Below are 17,330 nucleotides of genomic sequence, written 5' to 3' on the forward strand. Positions count from 1 at the left end.
AGTGGGCGGATTGTTTCGCCTGTCTTCTAAGCCCCGCGCGCGGGGGCCGACAAGCCCCTTGGCGCGGCCTTAACCGCAATTTCACCGTCTCACCCTAGGCTAGAGCGGAAACGGGAGAGAAGTCATGCGCGAACCCACGGTCCGATCGCTGCTGCTGGTTGATTCGAACGCTGAGGAACGGCGGCTCGTCTCGACCGTCGCCCAGCGGGCTGACTGGATGGTGGTCGGCGCCGCCGACCTCGAGACCGCGATCGGGCTCCTCCAGGGCCCCCACGGCCGCGAGGTGCGTGCCGCGATCCTATCGAGCTGGACCGCGAGCGATGGGCCGCGCCTGCTCGAGGCGCTGCGCGAGGAACGCCCCGAACTGCCGGTCATCGTGCTCGCCGACGAGGGCTCGGTCGAGCTGGCGGTCGATGCGATGCGGGCGGGCGCCTCCGACTATCTGTCCAAGCCGGTGGCCCCCGAACGGCTGCTCGAGGCGCTCAACACCCACGCCGACCGTCGCCGCCCCGGGGGCGAACTCGCGCCCCTGTCGGAAAAGCTCGACGTCGATCTCAGTCTCGAGCAGCTGGTCGGGGCGGCGCCGCAGTTCCGCTCGGCGCTGGCGGTCGCGGCCAAGGCGGCGCGCAACCGGCTGCCGGTGCTGATCGTCGGCGAGCCGGGCAGCGGCAAGGAAAGCTTCGCCCGCGCCATCCACCACGCCAGCCTGCGCGCGCGCGGGGCGCTCGTCTCGCTCGACGCCAAGCTGGTCGGGGCGGCCTCGATCAACAGCGAATTGTTCGGCCATGTGATGGGCGCCTTCCCGGGCGCGTTCGCGGAAAAGCAGGGGCGGATGTGCGAGGCCCACGAAGGTACGCTGCTGGTCAAGAATATCGCGCGGCTGCCCGCCGAGACCCAGCATGCGCTCGACCGCGCGCTGGCCACCGGCGAGGTGCGCCCGGTCGGGTGCAACGGGTCCTCGAGCGTCGACGTGCGGCTGATCGCGACCACCAGTCGACTGCTGCCCGCCGATTTCGACAGCCGGCTCAAGGAGCGGGTCGAGCATACGGTAGTGATCCTGCCCCCCTTGCGCGAACGGTCCTCCGACATTCCCGCGCTGGCGCGCCACTTCCTCGCGCGGATCGCCGAGCAGCCCGGGATGCGCCCGCTGTCGATCGGCAATGACGCGCTCGCGGTGCTGATGCGCTACGGCTGGCCGGGCAACCTGCGCCAGCTGAGCAGCGTCCTGTTCCGCGCCGCGGTCGCCTGCGAGGGCAACAGCCTCACCGCCGACGACTTCCCGCATATCGCGATCCAGTCGCGCTTCACCGGGCGCAAGTCCGACGCGCGCACCGAGCTGTCGAAGGCCAGTTCGGACCAGGCGCTGGCGGGCGCGGGGCCGGTCACGATCTTCGACGACGATGGCCACATCCGCCAGCTGAGCGACATCGAGGCCGACCTCATTCGCCTCGCCATCGGCCATTATCGCGGGCGCATGACCGAGGTCGCGCGCCGGCTCGGCATCGGCCGCTCGACGCTCTACCGCAAGCTCGGCGATCTCGGGATCGACACCGCCGCCTGAGCGGCCTAGCCCTTGAGGCCATGACCCGCATCCTCATCACCGGCGCCGCCTCCGGTATCGGCAAGGCCTGCGCCGCGCATCTGGCCGCCACCGGCGCGCGCCTCGCCCTTACCGACCTCAACCCCATCACCCCGCCAGCGGGCGATCATGAGGTGTTGCAGGGCGATGTCGCCGATCCCGCCTTTTGGGACGCAGCCGACCTCGGCACCCTCGACGGCGCCATCGTCAACGCCGGCATCGGCACCGCCGCCCCCATCGCCACGCTGAGCCTCGAGGAATGGCGACGCACGATGGCGGTCAACCTCGACGGCGCCTTCCTCACCCTCAAGGCCGCGCTCGCGGCGATGCGCGAAGGCGGGAGCATCGTCACCATGAGCTCGGCCAGCGCGCTGCGGGCGCTGCCCCATACCGCCGCCTATGGCACGTCGAAGGCCGCGCTGCTCCATCTCACCAAGGTCGCCGCCGCCGAGGCCGCGCCGCGCGGCATCCGCGTAAACGCGCTCGCCCCGGGCGGCGTCGACACGCCGATCTGGGACCCGATGCTCGACGCGGGCAAGGACCGGGGCGAACAGATCGCGGCGATGGGCAAGGCAGTGCCGCTGGGGCGCTATGCCCGCCCCGAGGAAATCGCGCGGCAGGTCGCCTTCCTCCTGTCCGACGACGCCGCCACCATCACCGGCGCGGTGCTCGCCAGCGATGGCGGTTTCACCCTCTAGAGCGGCAGCCGCGGCGTGAGCGCCTCGTCGCGAAGCCCGCGCCAGACCTTCAACGCCTGCACCGTCTCGGGCACGTCGTGGACGCGCACGATCTGCGCGCCCTGGTCGGCGGCCTTGAGCGCGAGCGCGAGGCTGCCGGCGAGCCGCTGGTCGGCCGGCACCTCGCCCGCGAGTGCGCCGATCAGGCGCTTGCGGCTCGCACCCACCAGCAGCGGACAGCCGAGCCCGTGGAACGCCGCGAGACCGTTCATGAGCGCCAGGTTGTGCGGCACCGTCTTGCCAAAGCCGATGCCCGGATCGACGATGATCCGCGAGCGCTCAATGCCGCGCGCCTCGGCCCAGCCGATGCGCTCCTCGAGCCACAGCCAGATGTCGACGAGCGCATCGTCGTAGGTGGGATTGTCCTGCATCACCTGCGGGTCGCCCTGCGCGTGCATCAGCACCACCGGGACATGCGCGCCCGCCACCACCTCGGCCGAGCGCTCGTCCCAGCCGAGCGCCGAGACGTCGTTGACGATGTGCGCCCCGAGCGCGAGCGCGCGCTCCATCACGGCGGCCTTGCGGGTATCGACCGAGACCGCGTTGCCGCCCTTGACGAGCCGCTCGATCACCGGGGCGACGCGCTCGATCTCGTCGCCTTCCCAGACGGTGCGCGCGCCGGGGCGCGTGCTCTCGCCGCCGACATCGAGGATCGCGGCCCCCGCGCCCGCCATGTCGGCGCCGGCGAGGCAGACGGCATCGACGTCGTCGTGCCGGCCGCCGTCGGAAAAGCTGTCGGGGGTGCAGTTGAGGATGCCCATCACGCGCGGCTGGTCGAGCGGGATCGTGCGCTCGCCGAGCGCGAGCGGCGCGCGCGCCGCGGTGATCGCCTGCCACTGTGCGTCCATGTCGGCATCGCAGCGTTCCTCGAGCCCCGCGACGGGCACGAGCTCGCTGCCGACGCGCCGGTTGGCATCGTCGAGCTGCAGGAGCTCGACCTGCGAGAACCAGCGCATGCCGCAGGCGAGCCGCGCGACCTTGCCGTCGTGGCCGAAGGGCGCGTCGACGAAGCCGGTGGGGCGCAGGATCGTCCGGGTCATGGCCTAGCCGAGCGTGGCGATATGGCGCTGGCGCAGCACGTCGATGTCGCGCCAGTCGCCGTCGAGTTCGATCTTCCAGAAAGTCCAGCCGTTGCAGCTGGGGGCACCCTGCACCGCCTTGCCGACCTGGTGGATCGACCCCGAATGCTCGCCGCACCGGAGCGAGCCGTCGAGCCCGACGCTGGCCTGCCAGCGCCCCTTGGCGTCCTGCAACGTGGTGCCCGGCGCGATCATCCCGTTCTCGACCAGCTGGCCGAAGGCGACGCGCGGCGCCGAGCGCTTCTCGGCGATGGTCTGCATCTGGCTTTCATCGAGCGGCATCTCGCTCTCGATGCGGGCCCGGGCGGCGGCGATATAGTCGGGTTCGCGCTCGAGCCCGATCCAGCGCCGCCGCAAGCGCTTGGCGACCGCCCCCGTCGTCCCCGTGCCGAAGAAGGGGTCGAGCACGACATCGCCCGGCTGGGTGCAGGCGAGCAGCACGCGGTAGAGCAGCGCCTCAGGCTTTTGCGTCGGGTGGACCTTGTCGCCCGCCTCGTCCTTCAGCCGTTCGCCCCCCGAACAGATCGGCAGCGTCCAGTCGGAGCGCATCTGCACGTCCTCGTTCAAGGCCTTCATCGCGCGATAGTTGAACCTGTACTTCGACTTCTCCGACTTGGCGCACCACAACAGCGTCTCGTGCGCGTTGGTGAAGCGGGTGCCGCGAAAGTTGGGCATCGGGTTGGTCTTGCGCCAGATGATGTCGTTGAGGATCCAGTAGCCCATGTCTTGGAGGATCGCGCCGCAGCGGAAGATGTTGTGATAGCTGCCGATCACCCAGATCGAGCCGTCATCCTTGAGGATCCGCCGCGCCTCCGCGAGCCAGTCGCGGGTAAAATCGTCATAGGCCTGGAAGCTCTCGAAGCGGTCCCATTCATCGTCGCAGGCATCGACCTTGCCGCCTTCGGGACGCAGCAGGTTGCCGCCCAGTTGCAGGTTGTAGGGCGGGTCGGCGAAGATCAGGTCGACCGACTTGTCGGGCATCTTGGCCATCGCGGCAATGCAGTCCCCCTCGACGATCTGGTCGAGCGGCAGCACCTTCTTGGGCGCGCGCTTGCGCGTGATGCGCGCCAGGTCGGGGTCGCAGAAGGCCTCGATGGGGGTCAGTTCGTTCATGCCCGGTCCTTTTCACAACGGACCTCGACCCCTGAATCAACCATGATTCGCGGTCAAGATTCGGCGGAGAATCAGGCTTTTAAAGCACGGGGAGGTTGATCGGACTCAAGTAGAGCTCAACCACAAGATGTTGAGTCCGTCGGAATCGACGGGACTCAACCCCTTGTGGTGTGCCCTGAAAGACTCAATCGTCGATTAAATGAGGCCAGAGCTGCGCGACCGGCGCGAAACTGCGGCGATGCAGCGGGCTCGGGCCCTTTTCCCTGAGTGCCGCCATGTGCGCCGCCGTGCCATAGCCCTTGTGCTGGCCGAAGCCGTAGCCGGGATGGACGACCTCATAGTTGGCCATCATCGCGTCGCGCGTCTGCTTGGCGATAATCGAGGCGGCCGCGATGCATTTTTCGCGCCCATCGCCGCCGATGATCGCGCGGGCGCCGGCCCAGCGCCATTCAGGGCGGCGTCCCTCGGGCGTGAGATTGCCGTCAATGAGGATCTCGGCGGGATCGCAGCCGAGCGCGGCGCAGCATTCCTCCACCGCGCGGGCCATCGCCAGCATGGTGGCGTTGAGGATATTATATTCGTCGATTTCCTCGACCGAGGCCACGCCAACCCCGACCTTGCAGCGGGTGCGGATGCGCCCCGCCAGCACGGCGCGCTTCTCGGCTTTCAGCTTCTTGCTGTCGTCAAGCCCGCGGATGGGGGTGCCGCACAGGTGCACCGCCGCGGCGACGACCGGTCCCGCAAGGGGCCCCCGGCCCGCTTCATCCACCCCGACGATCATGACGCCATCCTGCCGCCCCGAGCCGATGCTGTCGAGCGCCTAGGCGGGCATCTCGTCAGCGCCCTCGCCCATCCGCCACGGCGGATAGCGGCGGTTCTCGCCCGCCTTGTAGAGGAAGATCGTGTTGCCCGCCGGATCGCGCAGCCGCGCCTCGCGCCACATCCACGGCTGGGCGCGCGGGCCATGTTCGAAGGGCAGCCCCTCGCGCGCGAGCCGCTCGACCCGCGTGTCGAGGTCGTCGCATTCGAAATAGACCGCGAAATTCTCCGCCACCGGGGCATCGGGATCGCATTGCACCGAGAAGGTCGCGCCCCCGCCCGTCTCGAAGCGCGCATATTGGTTCTCGGGGCTGTCGACGATTTGGCGCAGCCCGATGCGATTATAGAATTCGACCATCTTGTCATAGTCGGTGCCGGTTACGGTAAGCTGGTTCAGGCGCGGCGCGACGTCGCGCCCAGTGGCGCCGACATCCATGCGGATGCGCGACAGCCCGAGCGGGCCGTGCCCCTCGCCCAGCCCCGGCGCCTCGTGCAGCCCCATGCGCACGACCATGCGCGCCCGATCGATCGCCTCGTTGAGCCCGACCCCGCCGCCGACGAAGGCAGCGATCGCGGCCGAGAGCGTGCAGCCGGTGCCATGGTCGTGCCGGGTATCGATCCGGGTGCCCTGCCAGCTGGTGATATTGTCGTCCTCGATGAGCGCGTCGGCGAGCGCCTCGCCCTCCTCATGCCCGCCGGTTAGCAGAACCGGCGCGCCGTGCTTGCCGACGAGCTGGAGCGCGCCCGCGATCGGGTCTTCCTCGCCTGTCAACTGGACGACCTCGGGCATGTTGGGGGTGGCCAGCGCGGCGATCTCGAACAAATCGCCTAGGGCGGCCACCGTGGCCTCATCGGCAAGCGCATCGCCCGAGGTCGCGACGATGACCGGGTCGACGATGATTGGGACCTTGCCGTCGAGCGCGCGCAGCCGCTGTGCGATGGCGCGGGTGGTGAAGGCGCTCCCAGTCATCCCAACCTTGATCGCGCTCACCGTGAAATCGGCAAGCACCGCGTCGATCTGAGCGAGCACGGTTTCGGCGGGCACCGGGTGGATGGCGTGGACGCCCTGCGTGTTCTGTGCGGTGACTGCGGTGATCGCGGTGCACGGATGCGCGCCGAGCATGGTGATAGTGCGCACGTCGGCCTGGATGCCTGCGCCGCCCCCGCTGTCCGACCCCGCGATCGTGAGGATCACCGGTGTTGCCCTTTTGCTCATGCCACCTCTTTCACCGCCGCGCAGACATGGTCGACCCATTGCTCGACCTTGGCGGCGTCTTCGCCTTCGGCCATCACCCGGACGAGCGGTTCGGTGCCCGACATGCGGATCACCATCCGGCCATCCTTCGCGAGCGCGGCCTCGGCATCGCTGATTGCCTGTTTCACGCGCGCGTCCTCGAGCGGGTTACCGCCCGAGTAGCGCACGTTCTTGAGTAGCTGGGGAATGGTGTCGAACTGGTTAAGCATCTCGGAGGCCGGACGCCCAGCATCAACCATCGCGGCGAGCACCTGCAGCCCGGCCACCAGCCCGTCGCCGGTGGTGGCGTGGTCGGTCAGGATGATATGCCCCGACTGCTCGCCGCCGACGTTGCACCCGCGCTCCTTCATCATCTCGAGCACATAGCGGTCGCCGACCTTGGCGCGCAGCAGGTCGAGCCCATTGGCGGCCATGTGGCGCTCGAGCCCGAGGTTCGACATAACCGTGGCGACGAGCGCATTGCCACGCAGTTCGCCGCGTTCCTTCTTGGACAAGGCGATGAGAGCCATCAGCTGGTCGCCGTCGATGATCTTGCCCTTTTCGTCGCACACGATCAGGCGGTCGGCATCACCGTCGAGCGCGAGGCCGATGTCGGCCCCCGAGGCGACGACGGTCTCCTGCATCAGCGAGGGCGCGGTCGAGCCGCACTGCTTGTTGATGTTGGTGCCATCAGGGTCGACCCCGAGCGTGATGAGGTTGGCGCCCAGCTCCCACAGCGCGAGCGGGGCGGCGCTGTAGGCGGCCCCATTTGCGCAGTCGAGGACGATCTTGAGCCCGTCGAGACGCAGCCGGTCGGGGAAGGTCGACTTGGCGAAATGGACATAGCGACCGATCGCATCGTCGATCCGCTTGGCGCGCCCGATATGCGTAGCGTCGACCAGCTCGGGCTCGTCAACGATCAGCGCCTCGATCGCGGCCTCGTCCTCGTCGGACAGCTTGTAGCCGTCGGGGCCGAACAGCTTGATGCCATTGTCCTCGAACGGATTGTGGCTGGCGGAGATCATCACCCCCATGTCGGCGCGCATCGAGGTGGTCAGCATCGCCACCGCGGGGGTGGGCATCGGCCCGAGGAGGACGACGTCCATCCCGACCGAGGTGAAGCCCGCGACCAGCGCGCTTTCCATCATGTAGCCCGACAATCGGGTGTCCTTGCCGATGACGACGCGGTGGCGGTGGTCGCCGCGCTGAAAATGCGCGCCCGCGGCCTGTCCGACCTTGAGGGCCATGAGTGCGGTCATAGGTTGCGCGTTGGTACGCCCGCGAATCCCGTCGGTGCCAAAATACTGTCTTTTCATGGGGCAGCGCCATAACGCGCCCTCCCGCAAGATGCGAGAGCCAAGCCGACCGGCTGGCGCGCTTTTCCTTTTTGCGGCATTGCCCTAGGTTCGTGCCCGCAAGCAGGCGGGGGGAAAACACGCATGGAATGGCTCGCCGAGGTGATCGCGACGATCTCGAGCATCGTCTTTGCCCAGGTCGTCCTGTTCGGCCAGCCGGTCGAACTGATCGTGATGTGGCTGGCGCTGCCGATGGTGCTCTTCACCGTCGGGCTCGGGTTCATCAACCTGCGCGGGCTGCCGCATGCGGTGGCGGTGGTGCGCGGGCATTTCGTCGACGAGAAGGCCGACGGCGCGCTCTCGCCCTTCCAGGCGCTGGCAACCGCTTTGTCGGGCACCGTCGGGCTCGGCAATATCGCCGGGGTGGCGATCGCGATCGCCACCGGTGGGCCGGGCGCCGCCTTCTGGATGTTCGTGATCGGCTGGTTCGCGATGAGCCTCAAGTTCGCCGAGGTGACGCTGGGGCTCAAATATCGCGAGATCGGGCGCGACGGCGAGGTGCGCGGCGGCCCGATGTACACGCTCAAGAACGGGCTGGCGGCGCGCGGCTGGCCCCGCGTCGGGCTCGTGCTCGGCGGCCTGTGGGCCTTTTTCGGGCTCTTCGGCGGCCTGCCGATGCTGCAGGTCAACCAGAGCTACCAGCTCACCACGAGCGCCTTCGGCATCGCCGACACGCCGACTCATGCGACGCTCTACGGGCTCGGCATGGCGGTGCTGGTCGGTGCGGTGATCTTCGGCGGGGCGCGGCGCCTCGGGCGGGTCACCGCCGCCATCGTGCCGGCGATGGGGGTGGTCTACCTCGCCGGCGTCGCCGCGATCCTCCTGATCGGCTGGCGCGAGGTACCCGCCGCGCTCGGCCTGATCGTCGCCGACGCCTTCACCGGGGAAGCGGCGGCCGGGGGAGCGCTCGGCGCCTTCGTCATCGGCATGCGCCGCGCGGTCTTCTCGACCGAGGCGGGGATCGGCTCGGCGGTGATCGCGCACAGCCAGAGCCGCACCGACGAACCCGTCGCCGAAGGGATGGTCGCGCTGCTCGAACCGTTCATCGACACCGTCGTCATCTGCTCGCTCGGCGCGCTCGCGCTGGTGGTGGCGGGCACTTGGACCGAGCCCGGTGCCGAGGGCATCGCCATCACCGCCGCGGCCTTCGCGCAGATCGGCCCGGTCATGCCCTGGCTGCTCACTCTCGCGGTGTTCCTGTTCGCCTATTCGACCCTGTGCGCTTGGGGCTTCTACGGGTTGCAGGCGTGGGGCTACCTGTTCGGCGAGGGCCCGCACAAGGTGTGGCTGTTCCGCCTGTTCTACCTCGGCTCGATGCCGGTGGCGGCGATGCTCAGCATCGGCGCGGTGCTCGATTTCGTCGACAGCGCCTTCTTCCTGATGGCGCTGCCCAACGTGATCGCGCTCTACTGGTTCGCCCCCGAGCTCAAGGCGCTGGTCGACGATTATTGGCGCCGGGTGGTCAAAGCCAGCGCCACACCCCCGCGGGGCTAGCCCCCATGAGGCCGTGGCCATAGGTCGCGGCGAGGAAGAGGAGCGTGCCGCCGATCAGCGCGAAGCCGTCGGGCGCGGCCAGCTGGCGGCCGAAGGGCACGAAGCTGGTGCGCGCCGCCCAGTCGGCCCAGGCGGGGCCCATCAGCCGGCGCTTCTTCACGTCCTGCCCGGCCGCGCCGACCAGGCTGAGGAAGAGGATCGCGGTCGACAGGATGAGGCTCGGCAAGGTCGGGTTGATCGCGACATGCGCCAGCGCCCACAGCGCGAAGCTCCACAGCATCGGGTGGCGGGTGATCGCATAGACCCCCTTGGCGGGGGCGCGGGCGAGCGCTGCGGCGCCGGGATGCGGCAACGCGGGATTGCGGCGAAAGGCCCCGACGAGCAGGACGCTCGCGCCCCACATCACGAGGCTGACCAGCGCCCAGAGCACCTCGCCCGGCTGCCAGAGCATCGGCGGGCCGGCCGCGCGCGCGCTGCCATAGGCGCGTACCGTCATCACCAGCGTGAACAGGCTGACGAGCGAATAGGTGCCGAGGAACCCGCGCTCGCTCAGGGTGCGCACGAGCGGGGCACGCAATGGGTGGCTCATGACGAGGTGGCTGCCCGCGAAGGCCGCCGCCCAGAGCGCGAGCCACCCCTCGGGGCTCATCGGCGATAGGCCTTGGGCAGCGCCTCGCGCTGCGGATAGCGGTAGCGCCGCGCCAGCGCGGTCTGGCGGTTCTCGAGGCTCTGCTCGACCCCGTCGATCCAGACGCGCTCGGCATGGCTGGTCAGCTCGAGGGGGTCGCCCGACCAGAGCACGACATCGGCGCGCGCGCCCGGCGCGAGGACGCCGATCTCGCCCCTCAGCCCGACCATCGCGGCGGGCGTGGAGGTGATCATCGCGAACGCCTGCCCCCAGCTCACCCCCGTATGCCCCGGCACTCGGGTCAGCGCGACGAGGTTGCCCGCCAGCTGGCGATTGTTCTGCGCCGACCGGGTGAGGAAGTCGTTGATCTGCGCAGCCGCGACTTCGACCCCGGCGGCGACCATCCGGCCCGCGTTGCTCTGCGTCGCGGCGAGCGCCTCGAAGCTGCCGGGGCGGTTCTGGGTGGGCTCGACGATCACCGGCACGCCCGCGGCGGCGATGCGGTCGGCGACGAGGTGCCCCTCGGCAGCGCCCATCAGGATGAGGTCGAGGCCGCGATATTCCTGCGCGAGCCGCAGCAGGTTGACGATATCGACCGCGCGATTGGCGACCACCATCAGCGGCACCTCGCCCTTCACCACCGGGACCAGCGCCTCGATGTCGGCGGCGGTCAGCAGGCTGTCGTCGGGCAGGTCGCGATAGGCGCCCTCGCCCATCGCGCGGCGCAACCCCTCGCGCAGTTCGAGCACGCTGCCCGAGCGCGATCCGCCCGCCATGCCCGCGCCGGCCTCGCCGAGATAGACGAGCTGGAACGCCTTCGCGCGCGTGATCGGGTCGTAGTCGGTTGCGGTGTCGATCACCGCCCCCTGGCCCGAGAAGATGCGGTCGCCCGGGCCCGGCGCGACCAGCGCGCGGGTGACCCCGTCGGCGCGCGCGACGCCGATCGGGCTGGCGGCGGGGTTGACGCTCCAGGTGACGTCGATCGCCGCCGAATGCGGGCTGTCGCCGATGCTCGCATCGTCCGAGCCATCGGCCGACAGGTCGACTTCGGCCAGCCCGATGCGGCTGAAGGGCGCGACGAGGCCGGGCGAGACCCACTTGCCTCTGGCATCGAGCATGACCGCGCCCGCGGGCACCGCGACGCTGCCCGCAGGACCGGCAGCGACGATGCGCCCGTCCTCGAGGATCACCACCCCGTTATCGATCGGGGCCGAGCCGTCGCCGAGCGCGAGCTTGCCCCCGGTGATGGCGACGGGCTGGGCGATGGCGGGGCTCGCGGCGACAAGCGCGGCGGCGAGCGCGGTCAGCGCGAAGCGGCTCATTTGACGTCTCCCATCCCCGGCTGTCCGAGTTCGAAATCGCTCACCGGACGCCGCGCCGGATCCTCGGCGTCATAGAGGAGCGCGCCGTCGACCCAGACCTTGGCGGGGCGGGTGTAGACGCTGAAAGGATTGCCGTTCCACAGCACGACATCGGCCATCTTGCCGGGCTCGAGGCTGCCGGTCTGCTCGAAGATGCCGAGGCTCCTCGCGGGGTTGGCGGACAGCCACTGCCAGGCCTCGGCCTCGCTGATCTCGATCCCCATCCGGCGCCCCGCGGCGAGCGCCTTGGCGGCCTCCTGGTTGAGGCGCTGGATGCCGTCGGGGTCGTCCGAATGGACGATGGCGCAGGCTCCGGCATCGTGGACGTAGGCGACGTTCTGCGGGATGCCGTCATAGGCCTCCATCTTGAAGCCGTACCAGTCGGCCCACATCGCCGAACAGGTGCCCGCCTCGCGCAACAAGTCGGTGATCTTGTAGCTCTCGACCGCATGCTGAAAGCTAGCGACCGAATAGCCGAATTCTTCCGCCATCGTCAGCATGATCGCCATTTCATCGGCGCGGTAGCAGTGGTTGTGGATGCGGATGTCGCCGTCGAGCACGCCGCGAAGCGTGTCGAGCGCGAGGTCGCGGTCGGGGCGGTCGCCCCCCTCGGCCTCATATTTGTCCCACTTCGCGTCATAGGCGCGCGCTGCGATCCACGCCGAGCGGGTGTTGGCGATATTGCCCATCCGCGTGCCCGGCCCGCCCTTGTCGCCGTAGACGCGCTTGGGGTTCTCGCCGCAGGCCATCTTGAGCCCGTAGGGCGCGCCGGGGAATTTCATCTCCATCACCGTGCGGCCGGGAACGTTCTTGAGCGTCACCGAACGCCCGCCAAAAAGGTTGGCGCTGCCCGGCAGCACCTGGAGCGCGGTCACCCCACCATTGGCGAGCGCACGGCTGAAGCCGGGGTCCTGCGGCCAGACGCTATGCTCGGTCCAGACATAGGCGGTGTTGGGATCGACCGCCTCGTTGCCGTCTGAGTGGCTCGACACGCCGGGGCTGGGATAATTGCCGAGGTGGCTGTGCACGTCGATGATGCCCGGGGTGACATACATGCCGGTGCCGTCGATCACCTTCATCTCGCCGGTGACGAGGATGTCGTCGACGCTGCCGACGCCGCGCACGATGCCGTCCTCGATCCAGACCGCGCCATTGTCGATCCGCCCGCCATTGCCGTCGAAGACGGTCGCGCCGGTGATCACCGTCGGCACCCCCGGATAGGCGGCGTAGGTCGAGGCATAGGGGTTGGGGTCGAAGAGGCGCGGCGCCTCGCTCGTATCGCTGGCACCGGCGGTGGCGCAGGCGCTGGTCGCCAGCGCGGCCGAGCAAAGGAGGATGGATCGCATGAAGGTCCCCTGTGTCACGGATGGTCTGAGATACTGATACGGGCGCGGCACGAAAAAGAAAGGGCGGACCTGAGGCCCGCCCTTCCGTTGGTCGAAGGATTTCGACGCTTAGCCGTGGGTCGGCTTGGTGGTCGGGTGGACCCCGGCCTCCTGCGCTTCGATCCCGGCACCGGCCTCGCCTTCGAGCGCGGTGTCCTCATCGACGATCGTGTCGAGGTGCATCAGCTTCTTCACGAAGGGGCTGATGACCATGACGACCACGCCGATCCCCACCGCGGTCCAGCCGACGGTCGAATAGACGTCGAGCACGACCTGCTTGCCGGCGGCCTCGTCGAGGCCTTCGGCACCGGTCGCGGCGGCGATCAGGCCGGCCGCGAAGTTGCCGGTCGCCGAGGCGAAGAACCACGTGCCCATGACGAGGCTCGCCATGTGCGCGGGGCTGAGGCGGTTCATCGCCGAAAGGCCCACGGGCGAGAGGCACAGCTCACCGGTGGTGTGCAGCAGGTAGATGAGGAAGATGAAGATGACCGGGGTCGGCACATCGATGCCCACCGTGCCCGCGCCCCAGACGAGGACGAGGAAGCCCAGGCCCACCTGCACGACCGCGAGGCCGAACTTCAGCGGGGTCGAGGGTTCCTTGCCGCGCCGCGCGAGGCCCTGCCAGATCATCGCGAACACCGGCGCCAGGAGCACGATGTAGATCGCGTTGATCGACTGGAACATCGAGGCGTTGACGCCCTGCGTGTCGACATGGCGGTCGGTGAACAGGTTGAGCGAGCTGCCCGCCTGTTCGAACAGCGCCCAGAAGACGATCGACACGAAGATCAGGAACATCGCCGCGAAGATGCGGTCGCGCTCGTCACGCGGCAGCCGCGCCACAGCAATGTAGAGGACGTAGCTCACCAGCCCAAGGCCGAAGACGGCGAGCACCCAGCCGACGAGATCCTGGTACTGGATCGCGAGCCAGCACAGCGCGACCATCGCGAGGCCGGCGCCGTAGATGCCGAACTCCTTGCCGCCCTTCAGGGCTTCGGGGTTCTTGGGTTCGCCCTTGCCGAGCAGCAGCGGCTTGCCGAGCACGAAGAAGACGGTGCCGATCAGCATGCCGATGCCGGCAAGACCGAAGCCATATTCCCAACCATAGGTCTGGCCGAGAAAGCCGCAGATGATCGAGGCGGTCGCGGCGCCCACGTTAATCCCCATGTAGAAGATCGTGTAGGCGGGGTCGCGACGCACGTCGGTGCGCGGATAGAGCTGGCCGACGAGCACCGAGATGTTCGCCTTGAGAAAGCCCGAACCGACGATAATCAGCGCGAGCGCGAGCCAGAAGATGTTGATCGTAGGATCATCCTGTCCGCCCGTACCTTCGAAGGCCATGAAGAAGTGGCCGAAGGTGAGCAGGATCGCGCCGAACAGCACCGCCTTGCGCTGGCCAAGGTAACGGTCGGCCAGATAGCCGCCGACGACCGGCGCGATATAGACGAGCGCGGTATAGGCGCCATAGATGATCGAGGCTTCGCTATCGGTGAACAGCCAATGCTGCACCAGATAGAAGATCAGGAGGGCGCGCATGCCGTAGTAGGAGAAGCGCTCCCACATTTCGGCGAGGAAGAGCAGGAACAGCCCCTTGGGGTGCCCGATGACTTCCGGCTGCGGCCGGGTGATGATGAACAGACCGCCCAAGAGGAACACGCTGAGCGCCAGCACGGCGGCCCAGAATGCCCACATCTCGAACGCGCTGTCGAAGACGAGTCCAAGCATTTCCACGAATGTTTCTCCCAATGGAGGGCGGCCCCCCCGGGAGCCGCTGCACGGTAAAAGACCGCCGCACCCTAGCGGCGATTCGCTCGCTGTGAAGAGGGCGCTTGACGAAAGCTGTGGCACAAAGGACACGGAACGGCATGGTGAACGACCGAACCAGCCTTCTCGACCATCTGGCGAGCCGTCGCTCGGCGCGCCCGCGCGACCTCGTCGCCCCCGGCCCCTCGCCCGCGCAGCTGGCGCGCATCCTCGAACTCGCCAGCCGCACCCCCGATCATGGCAAGCTCGTCCCGTGGCGGTTCGTCGTGATCGAGGATCGCGCCGCGTTCGCCGACCGGCTCGAGGCGGGGTGCCGCGCCGAGGCCGAATGCCACGCCGCCAAGATCGTGAAATTCCGCGCCAAGGCGTTCTGGGCCCCCACCCTCGTCGCGCTCGTCGCCTCGCCCACCTTGGGACACAAGATCCCCGAATGGGAGCAGCAGCTGTGCGTCGGCTCGGTCGGCATGAACCTGCTCCATGCCACGCATGCGCATGGCTATGTCGGCGGCTGGATCACCGGCGCGCAGGCGACCATGCCTGCCGTCGTGGAGGCGCTGTGCGCGCCGGGCGAAAGCATCGCGGGCTTCTTCTACATCGGCACGCCCGCGCTCGCGCTCACCGAGCGCGAGCGTCCCGACATGGACGCGATCGTCACGACGGCCTGATCCCGGACCGCCCGCTTGCCAGCGCACCTGCACCGCTGTATTAAGCCACCATGACGCTCGCCAAAACGCCCGCCAAGCCCATCTATGTCCGTATCCGCGAGGAGATCGGCAACGCGATCCTCGCCGGACGCTATCGCGACGGCGATGCGCTGCCCTCGGTGCGCGCGCTGGCCGCCGAGATGGGCGCCAATCCGCTGACCGTCGCCAAGGCCTACCAGGGGTTCCAGGACGACGGGCTCGTGACGGTCCGGCGCGGGGTCGGCATGTTCGTCGCCAAGGGCGCGCGCGAGCGGCTGACGAGTGCCGAGCGGATGCGCTTCCTCGAGGAGGAATGGCCCGAGATCCGCGCCCGGATGGAGCGGCTCGGAATCGATCCCGCGCAGCTCGTTCCCGGGTCCTAGGCCGCGCCGAGCGCCTCGGTCTCGAGCGCGTATAGCAGCTCGGCCCCCACTCCCGCCGCCGCGCCGAGCCCAAAGGCCTCGGGGACGATGGTGGCGTTGAAGAAGGCGCTTGCCGCGCGGGTGCGCGCATCGGCGTCAACCGCCTGCGCCATCTTCTCGAGCAGCCAGCCGCCGACCAACACCGAGCACATGGTGAGGAAGGGATAGCTGCCCGCCATCCGGGTGTCGGGTGCCGCCGATCGCAGCATCACCGCCGCCTGCTCGACCGCATCGGCCAGCGCTTGCAGCCGCTCGTCGACCGCCTCGGCGCGGATGTCGGCAATCAGCCCGTCGAAGGCGAGCCCGCCGTCGAGGTCGAGCTTGCGCCCGGCCAGGTCGGCGGCCTGAATGCCATTGGTGCCCTCGTAGATCGGCGCGATCCGCGCATCGCGCAGATATTGCGCCGCGCCGGTCTCCTCGACGTAGCCCATGCCGCCATGGACCTGGACGCCGAGGCTGGCGACCTCGCAGCCAACATCGGTCGCCCACGCCTTGGCCATCGGGGTGAGGACGTCGCCGCGGCGCTGCATCGCGGCATAGCCGGTCGCGCCCCAGTCGAGGCAGCCGAAGGCGTAATAGGTGAGCGCGCGCGCCGCCATCGTCAGGCTGCGCATCCGCATCAGCATGCGCCGCACGTCGGGATGGTCGGCAATCGGGCTGGCGAGGCCGGCGCGGGTGCCCTGCTTGCGCTCGAGCGCATAGTCGACCGCCTTCTGCGTCGCCGCCTCGGCGATCCCCACCCCCTGCAGCCCGACGTTGATGCGCGCATTGTTCATCATCACGAACATCGCGCGCATGCCACCATGCTCCTCGCCGATCAGCCAGCCGGTGGCCCCGCCTTCGTCGCCATATTGCATGACACAGGTCGGCGAGGCGTGGATGCCGAGCTTTTCCTCGAGCTTGGTGCACTTGAGGTCGTTTCGGCTGCCGTCGGGCAGGATCTTGGGCACGAGAAAGAGCGAAATGCCGCGCGTGCCCGCGGGTGCGTCGGGGGTCCGAGCGAGGACGAGGTGGATGATGTTCTCGGTTAGCTCATGCTCGCCATAGGTGATGTAGATCTTCTGCCCGCTAATCTTCCAGCTGCCATCGCCCGTCGGCACCGCCTTGGAGGTCAGCGCGCCGACGTCCGAGCCCGCCTGCGGCTCGGTCAGGTTCATCGTCGCCGGCCATTCGCCCGACACGATCTTTTCCAGATAGCGCTCTTTCAGCTCATCGGACCCATAGGCCTCCAGCGCTTCGATCGCGCCCATCGACAGCATCGGGCACAGCGCGAAGGCGATGTTGGTGGCGTTGAGGTCTTCCATCAGCGCCGCCGAGAGCGACAGGGGCAGCGCCTGCCCGCCCCACCGCGCGGGTGCTGACAGCGTCATCCAGCCTCCCTCGACAAAGGCGTCATAGGCGCGCTTGAAGCCGTCGGGCAGCACCACCTTGCCATCAACCAGTCTCGCGCCTTCCTCGTCACCGGTGCGATGGAGCGGGAGGAACGTGCCGGTGGCGAATTGGGCGGCGCCCTCTAGCACCGCTTCGACCAGCTCGCTGTCCGCCGCCTCGAAGCGCTCGTGCCTGGCGAGCCCGGGAAGGTCGACAACATCGCGCAGCACGCGAGCCTGGTCCGAAACGGGGATCGAAAAGGGCATTTCTATTCCTTGTCACTGTCACTCTGGCGCTGCATAGCGCGGC

15 protein-coding genes are annotated in these 17,330 nt (G+C 68.7%); 5 read left to right on the forward strand and 10 right to left on the reverse strand.

Going from position 1 to position 17,330, the window contains the following annotated elements; translation table 11 throughout:
- The first annotated feature begins 124 nt into the window (after window positions 1–124).
- Both L8951_RS00670 and L8951_RS00675 read left to right on the forward strand, forming a co-directional pair.
- Complete coding sequence (locus L8951_RS00670) at window positions 125–1,561, forward strand: sigma-54-dependent transcriptional regulator (RefSeq protein ID WP_244381064.1); 1,437 nt, start codon at window positions 125–127, stop codon at window positions 1,559–1,561.
- A 20-nt stretch (window positions 1,562–1,581) separates the two neighbouring features.
- Entirely contained in the window at window positions 1,582–2,277 is a 696-nt protein-coding gene (locus L8951_RS00675) for an SDR family NAD(P)-dependent oxidoreductase (protein WP_244381065.1), read from the forward strand.
- On the opposite strand, the gene folP is transcribed toward L8951_RS00675, so the two are convergent.
- From folP to glmM, 5 genes are all read right to left on the reverse strand, one after another.
- Window positions 2,274–3,356 carry a dihydropteroate synthase gene (gene folP, locus L8951_RS00680; protein ID WP_244381066.1) on the reverse strand — a complete coding sequence of 361 codons (1,083 nt, stop codon included), beginning with the start codon at window positions 3,354–3,356 and terminating at the stop codon, window positions 2,274–2,276. The two genes, L8951_RS00675 and folP, sit on opposite strands and share 4 nt — an antisense overlap.
- 3 nt (window positions 3,357–3,359) lie before the next feature.
- Window positions 3,360–4,508, reverse strand: coding sequence for a site-specific DNA-methyltransferase (locus L8951_RS00685; protein WP_279614672.1), 1,149 nt, complete (start codon window positions 4,506–4,508; stop codon window positions 3,360–3,362).
- 184 nt (window positions 4,509–4,692) lie between these two features.
- Window positions 4,693–5,289: a ribonuclease HII gene (locus L8951_RS00690; protein ID WP_244381067.1), complete on the reverse strand. Its 597-nt coding sequence runs from the start codon at window positions 5,287–5,289 to the stop codon at window positions 4,693–4,695.
- 39 nt (window positions 5,290–5,328) lie between these two features.
- A complete protein-coding gene (gene thiD / locus L8951_RS00695; protein WP_244381068.1) occupies window positions 5,329–6,543 on the reverse strand; it encodes a bifunctional hydroxymethylpyrimidine kinase/phosphomethylpyrimidine kinase in 1,215 nt (404 codons plus the stop codon).
- The gene (gene glmM, locus L8951_RS00700; RefSeq protein WP_244381069.1) at window positions 6,540–7,877 is read right to left on the reverse strand and encodes a phosphoglucosamine mutase; all 1,338 of its coding nucleotides are present in this window, start codon (window positions 7,875–7,877) and stop codon (window positions 6,540–6,542) included. The genes thiD and glmM overlap by 4 nt, the downstream gene beginning before the upstream one ends.
- A 123-nt stretch (window positions 7,878–8,000) precedes the next feature.
- Here glmM and L8951_RS00705 point away from each other — a divergent pair, with 123 nt between their 5' ends.
- Complete coding sequence (locus L8951_RS00705; RefSeq protein ID WP_244381070.1) at window positions 8,001–9,410, forward strand: alanine/glycine:cation symporter family protein; 1,410 nt, start codon at window positions 8,001–8,003, stop codon at window positions 9,408–9,410.
- Here the strand turns inward: L8951_RS00705 and L8951_RS00710 are convergent.
- The 4 genes from L8951_RS00710 to L8951_RS00725 form a co-directional block, all read right to left on the reverse strand.
- Complete coding sequence (locus L8951_RS00710) at window positions 9,379–10,059, reverse strand: NnrU family protein (RefSeq protein WP_244381071.1); 681 nt, start codon at window positions 10,057–10,059, stop codon at window positions 9,379–9,381. The two genes, L8951_RS00705 and L8951_RS00710, sit on opposite strands and share 32 nt — an antisense overlap.
- Complete coding sequence (locus tag L8951_RS00715; RefSeq protein ID WP_244381072.1) at window positions 10,056–11,360, reverse strand: amidohydrolase family protein; 1,305 nt, start codon at window positions 11,358–11,360, stop codon at window positions 10,056–10,058. The genes L8951_RS00710 and L8951_RS00715 overlap by 4 nt, the downstream gene beginning before the upstream one ends.
- Window positions 11,357–12,745, reverse strand: coding sequence for an amidohydrolase (locus L8951_RS00720; RefSeq protein WP_244381074.1), 1,389 nt, complete (start codon window positions 12,743–12,745; stop codon window positions 11,357–11,359). The genes L8951_RS00715 and L8951_RS00720 overlap by 4 nt, the downstream gene beginning before the upstream one ends.
- Window positions 12,746–12,853: 108 nt before the next feature.
- On the reverse strand, window positions 12,854–14,506 hold the full coding sequence (locus L8951_RS00725; RefSeq protein ID WP_244381666.1) for a peptide MFS transporter: 1,653 nt from the start codon (window positions 14,504–14,506) through the stop codon (window positions 12,854–12,856).
- 140 nt (window positions 14,507–14,646) lie between these two features.
- On the opposite strand from L8951_RS00725, the gene L8951_RS00730 reads away from it, so the two are divergent.
- Together L8951_RS00730 and L8951_RS00735 are read left to right on the forward strand one after the other, a co-directional pair.
- The gene (locus tag L8951_RS00730) at window positions 14,647–15,210 is read left to right on the forward strand and encodes a nitroreductase family protein (protein WP_244381075.1); all 564 of its coding nucleotides are present in this window, start codon (window positions 14,647–14,649) and stop codon (window positions 15,208–15,210) included.
- A gap of 50 nt (window positions 15,211–15,260) precedes the next feature.
- Window positions 15,261–15,611, forward strand: coding sequence for a GntR family transcriptional regulator (locus L8951_RS00735; protein ID WP_244381076.1), 351 nt, complete (start codon window positions 15,261–15,263; stop codon window positions 15,609–15,611).
- Here L8951_RS00735 and L8951_RS00740 read toward each other — a convergent pair.
- On the reverse strand, window positions 15,608–17,287 hold the full coding sequence (locus L8951_RS00740) for an acyl-CoA dehydrogenase family protein (RefSeq protein WP_244381077.1): 1,680 nt from the start codon (window positions 17,285–17,287) through the stop codon (window positions 15,608–15,610). The two genes, L8951_RS00735 and L8951_RS00740, sit on opposite strands and share 4 nt — an antisense overlap.
- Window positions 17,288–17,330 lie beyond the last annotated feature (43 nt).

Source organism: Sphingomicrobium astaxanthinifaciens, from assembly GCF_022865105.1.
GTDB lineage: Bacteria > Pseudomonadota > Alphaproteobacteria > Sphingomonadales > Sphingomonadaceae > Sphingomicrobium > Sphingomicrobium astaxanthinifaciens.

What these genes read in the sequence shown, in the direction of transcription:
- L8951_RS00670 (WP_244381064.1), top strand. Translation starts at nt 125, where the DNA reads ATGCGCGAACCCACGGTCCGATCGCTGCTGCTGGTTGATTCGAACGCT.
- L8951_RS00675 (WP_244381065.1), top strand. Translation starts at nt 1,582, where the DNA reads ATGACCCGCATCCTCATCACCGGCGCCGCCTCCGGTATCGGCAAGGCC.
- folP (WP_244381066.1), bottom strand. Translation starts at nt 3,356, where the DNA reads ATGACCCGGACGATCCTGCGCCCCACCGGCTTCGTCGACGCGCCCTTC.
- L8951_RS00685 (WP_279614672.1), bottom strand. Translation starts at nt 4,508, where the DNA reads ATGAACGAACTGACCCCCATCGAGGCCTTCTGCGACCCCGACCTGGCG.
- L8951_RS00690 (WP_244381067.1), bottom strand. Translation starts at nt 5,289, where the DNA reads ATGATCGTCGGGGTGGATGAAGCGGGCCGGGGGCCCCTTGCGGGACCG.
- thiD (WP_244381068.1), bottom strand. Translation starts at nt 6,543, where the DNA reads ATGAGCAAAAGGGCAACACCGGTGATCCTCACGATCGCGGGGTCGGAC.
- glmM (WP_244381069.1), bottom strand. Translation starts at nt 7,877, where the DNA reads ATGAAAAGACAGTATTTTGGCACCGACGGGATTCGCGGGCGTACCAAC.
- L8951_RS00705 (WP_244381070.1), top strand. Translation starts at nt 8,001, where the DNA reads ATGGAATGGCTCGCCGAGGTGATCGCGACGATCTCGAGCATCGTCTTT.
- L8951_RS00710 (WP_244381071.1), bottom strand. Translation starts at nt 10,059, where the DNA reads ATGAGCCCCGAGGGGTGGCTCGCGCTCTGGGCGGCGGCCTTCGCGGGC.
- L8951_RS00715 (WP_244381072.1), bottom strand. Translation starts at nt 11,360, where the DNA reads ATGAGCCGCTTCGCGCTGACCGCGCTCGCCGCCGCGCTTGTCGCCGCG.
- L8951_RS00720 (WP_244381074.1), bottom strand. Translation starts at nt 12,745, where the DNA reads ATGCGATCCATCCTCCTTTGCTCGGCCGCGCTGGCGACCAGCGCCTGC.
- L8951_RS00725 (WP_244381666.1), bottom strand. Translation starts at nt 14,506, where the DNA reads ATGCTTGGACTCGTCTTCGACAGCGCGTTCGAGATGTGGGCATTCTGG.
- L8951_RS00730 (WP_244381075.1), top strand. Translation starts at nt 14,647, where the DNA reads ATGGTGAACGACCGAACCAGCCTTCTCGACCATCTGGCGAGCCGTCGC.
- L8951_RS00735 (WP_244381076.1), top strand. Translation starts at nt 15,261, where the DNA reads ATGACGCTCGCCAAAACGCCCGCCAAGCCCATCTATGTCCGTATCCGC.
- L8951_RS00740 (WP_244381077.1), bottom strand. Translation starts at nt 17,287, where the DNA reads ATGCCCTTTTCGATCCCCGTTTCGGACCAGGCTCGCGTGCTGCGCGAT.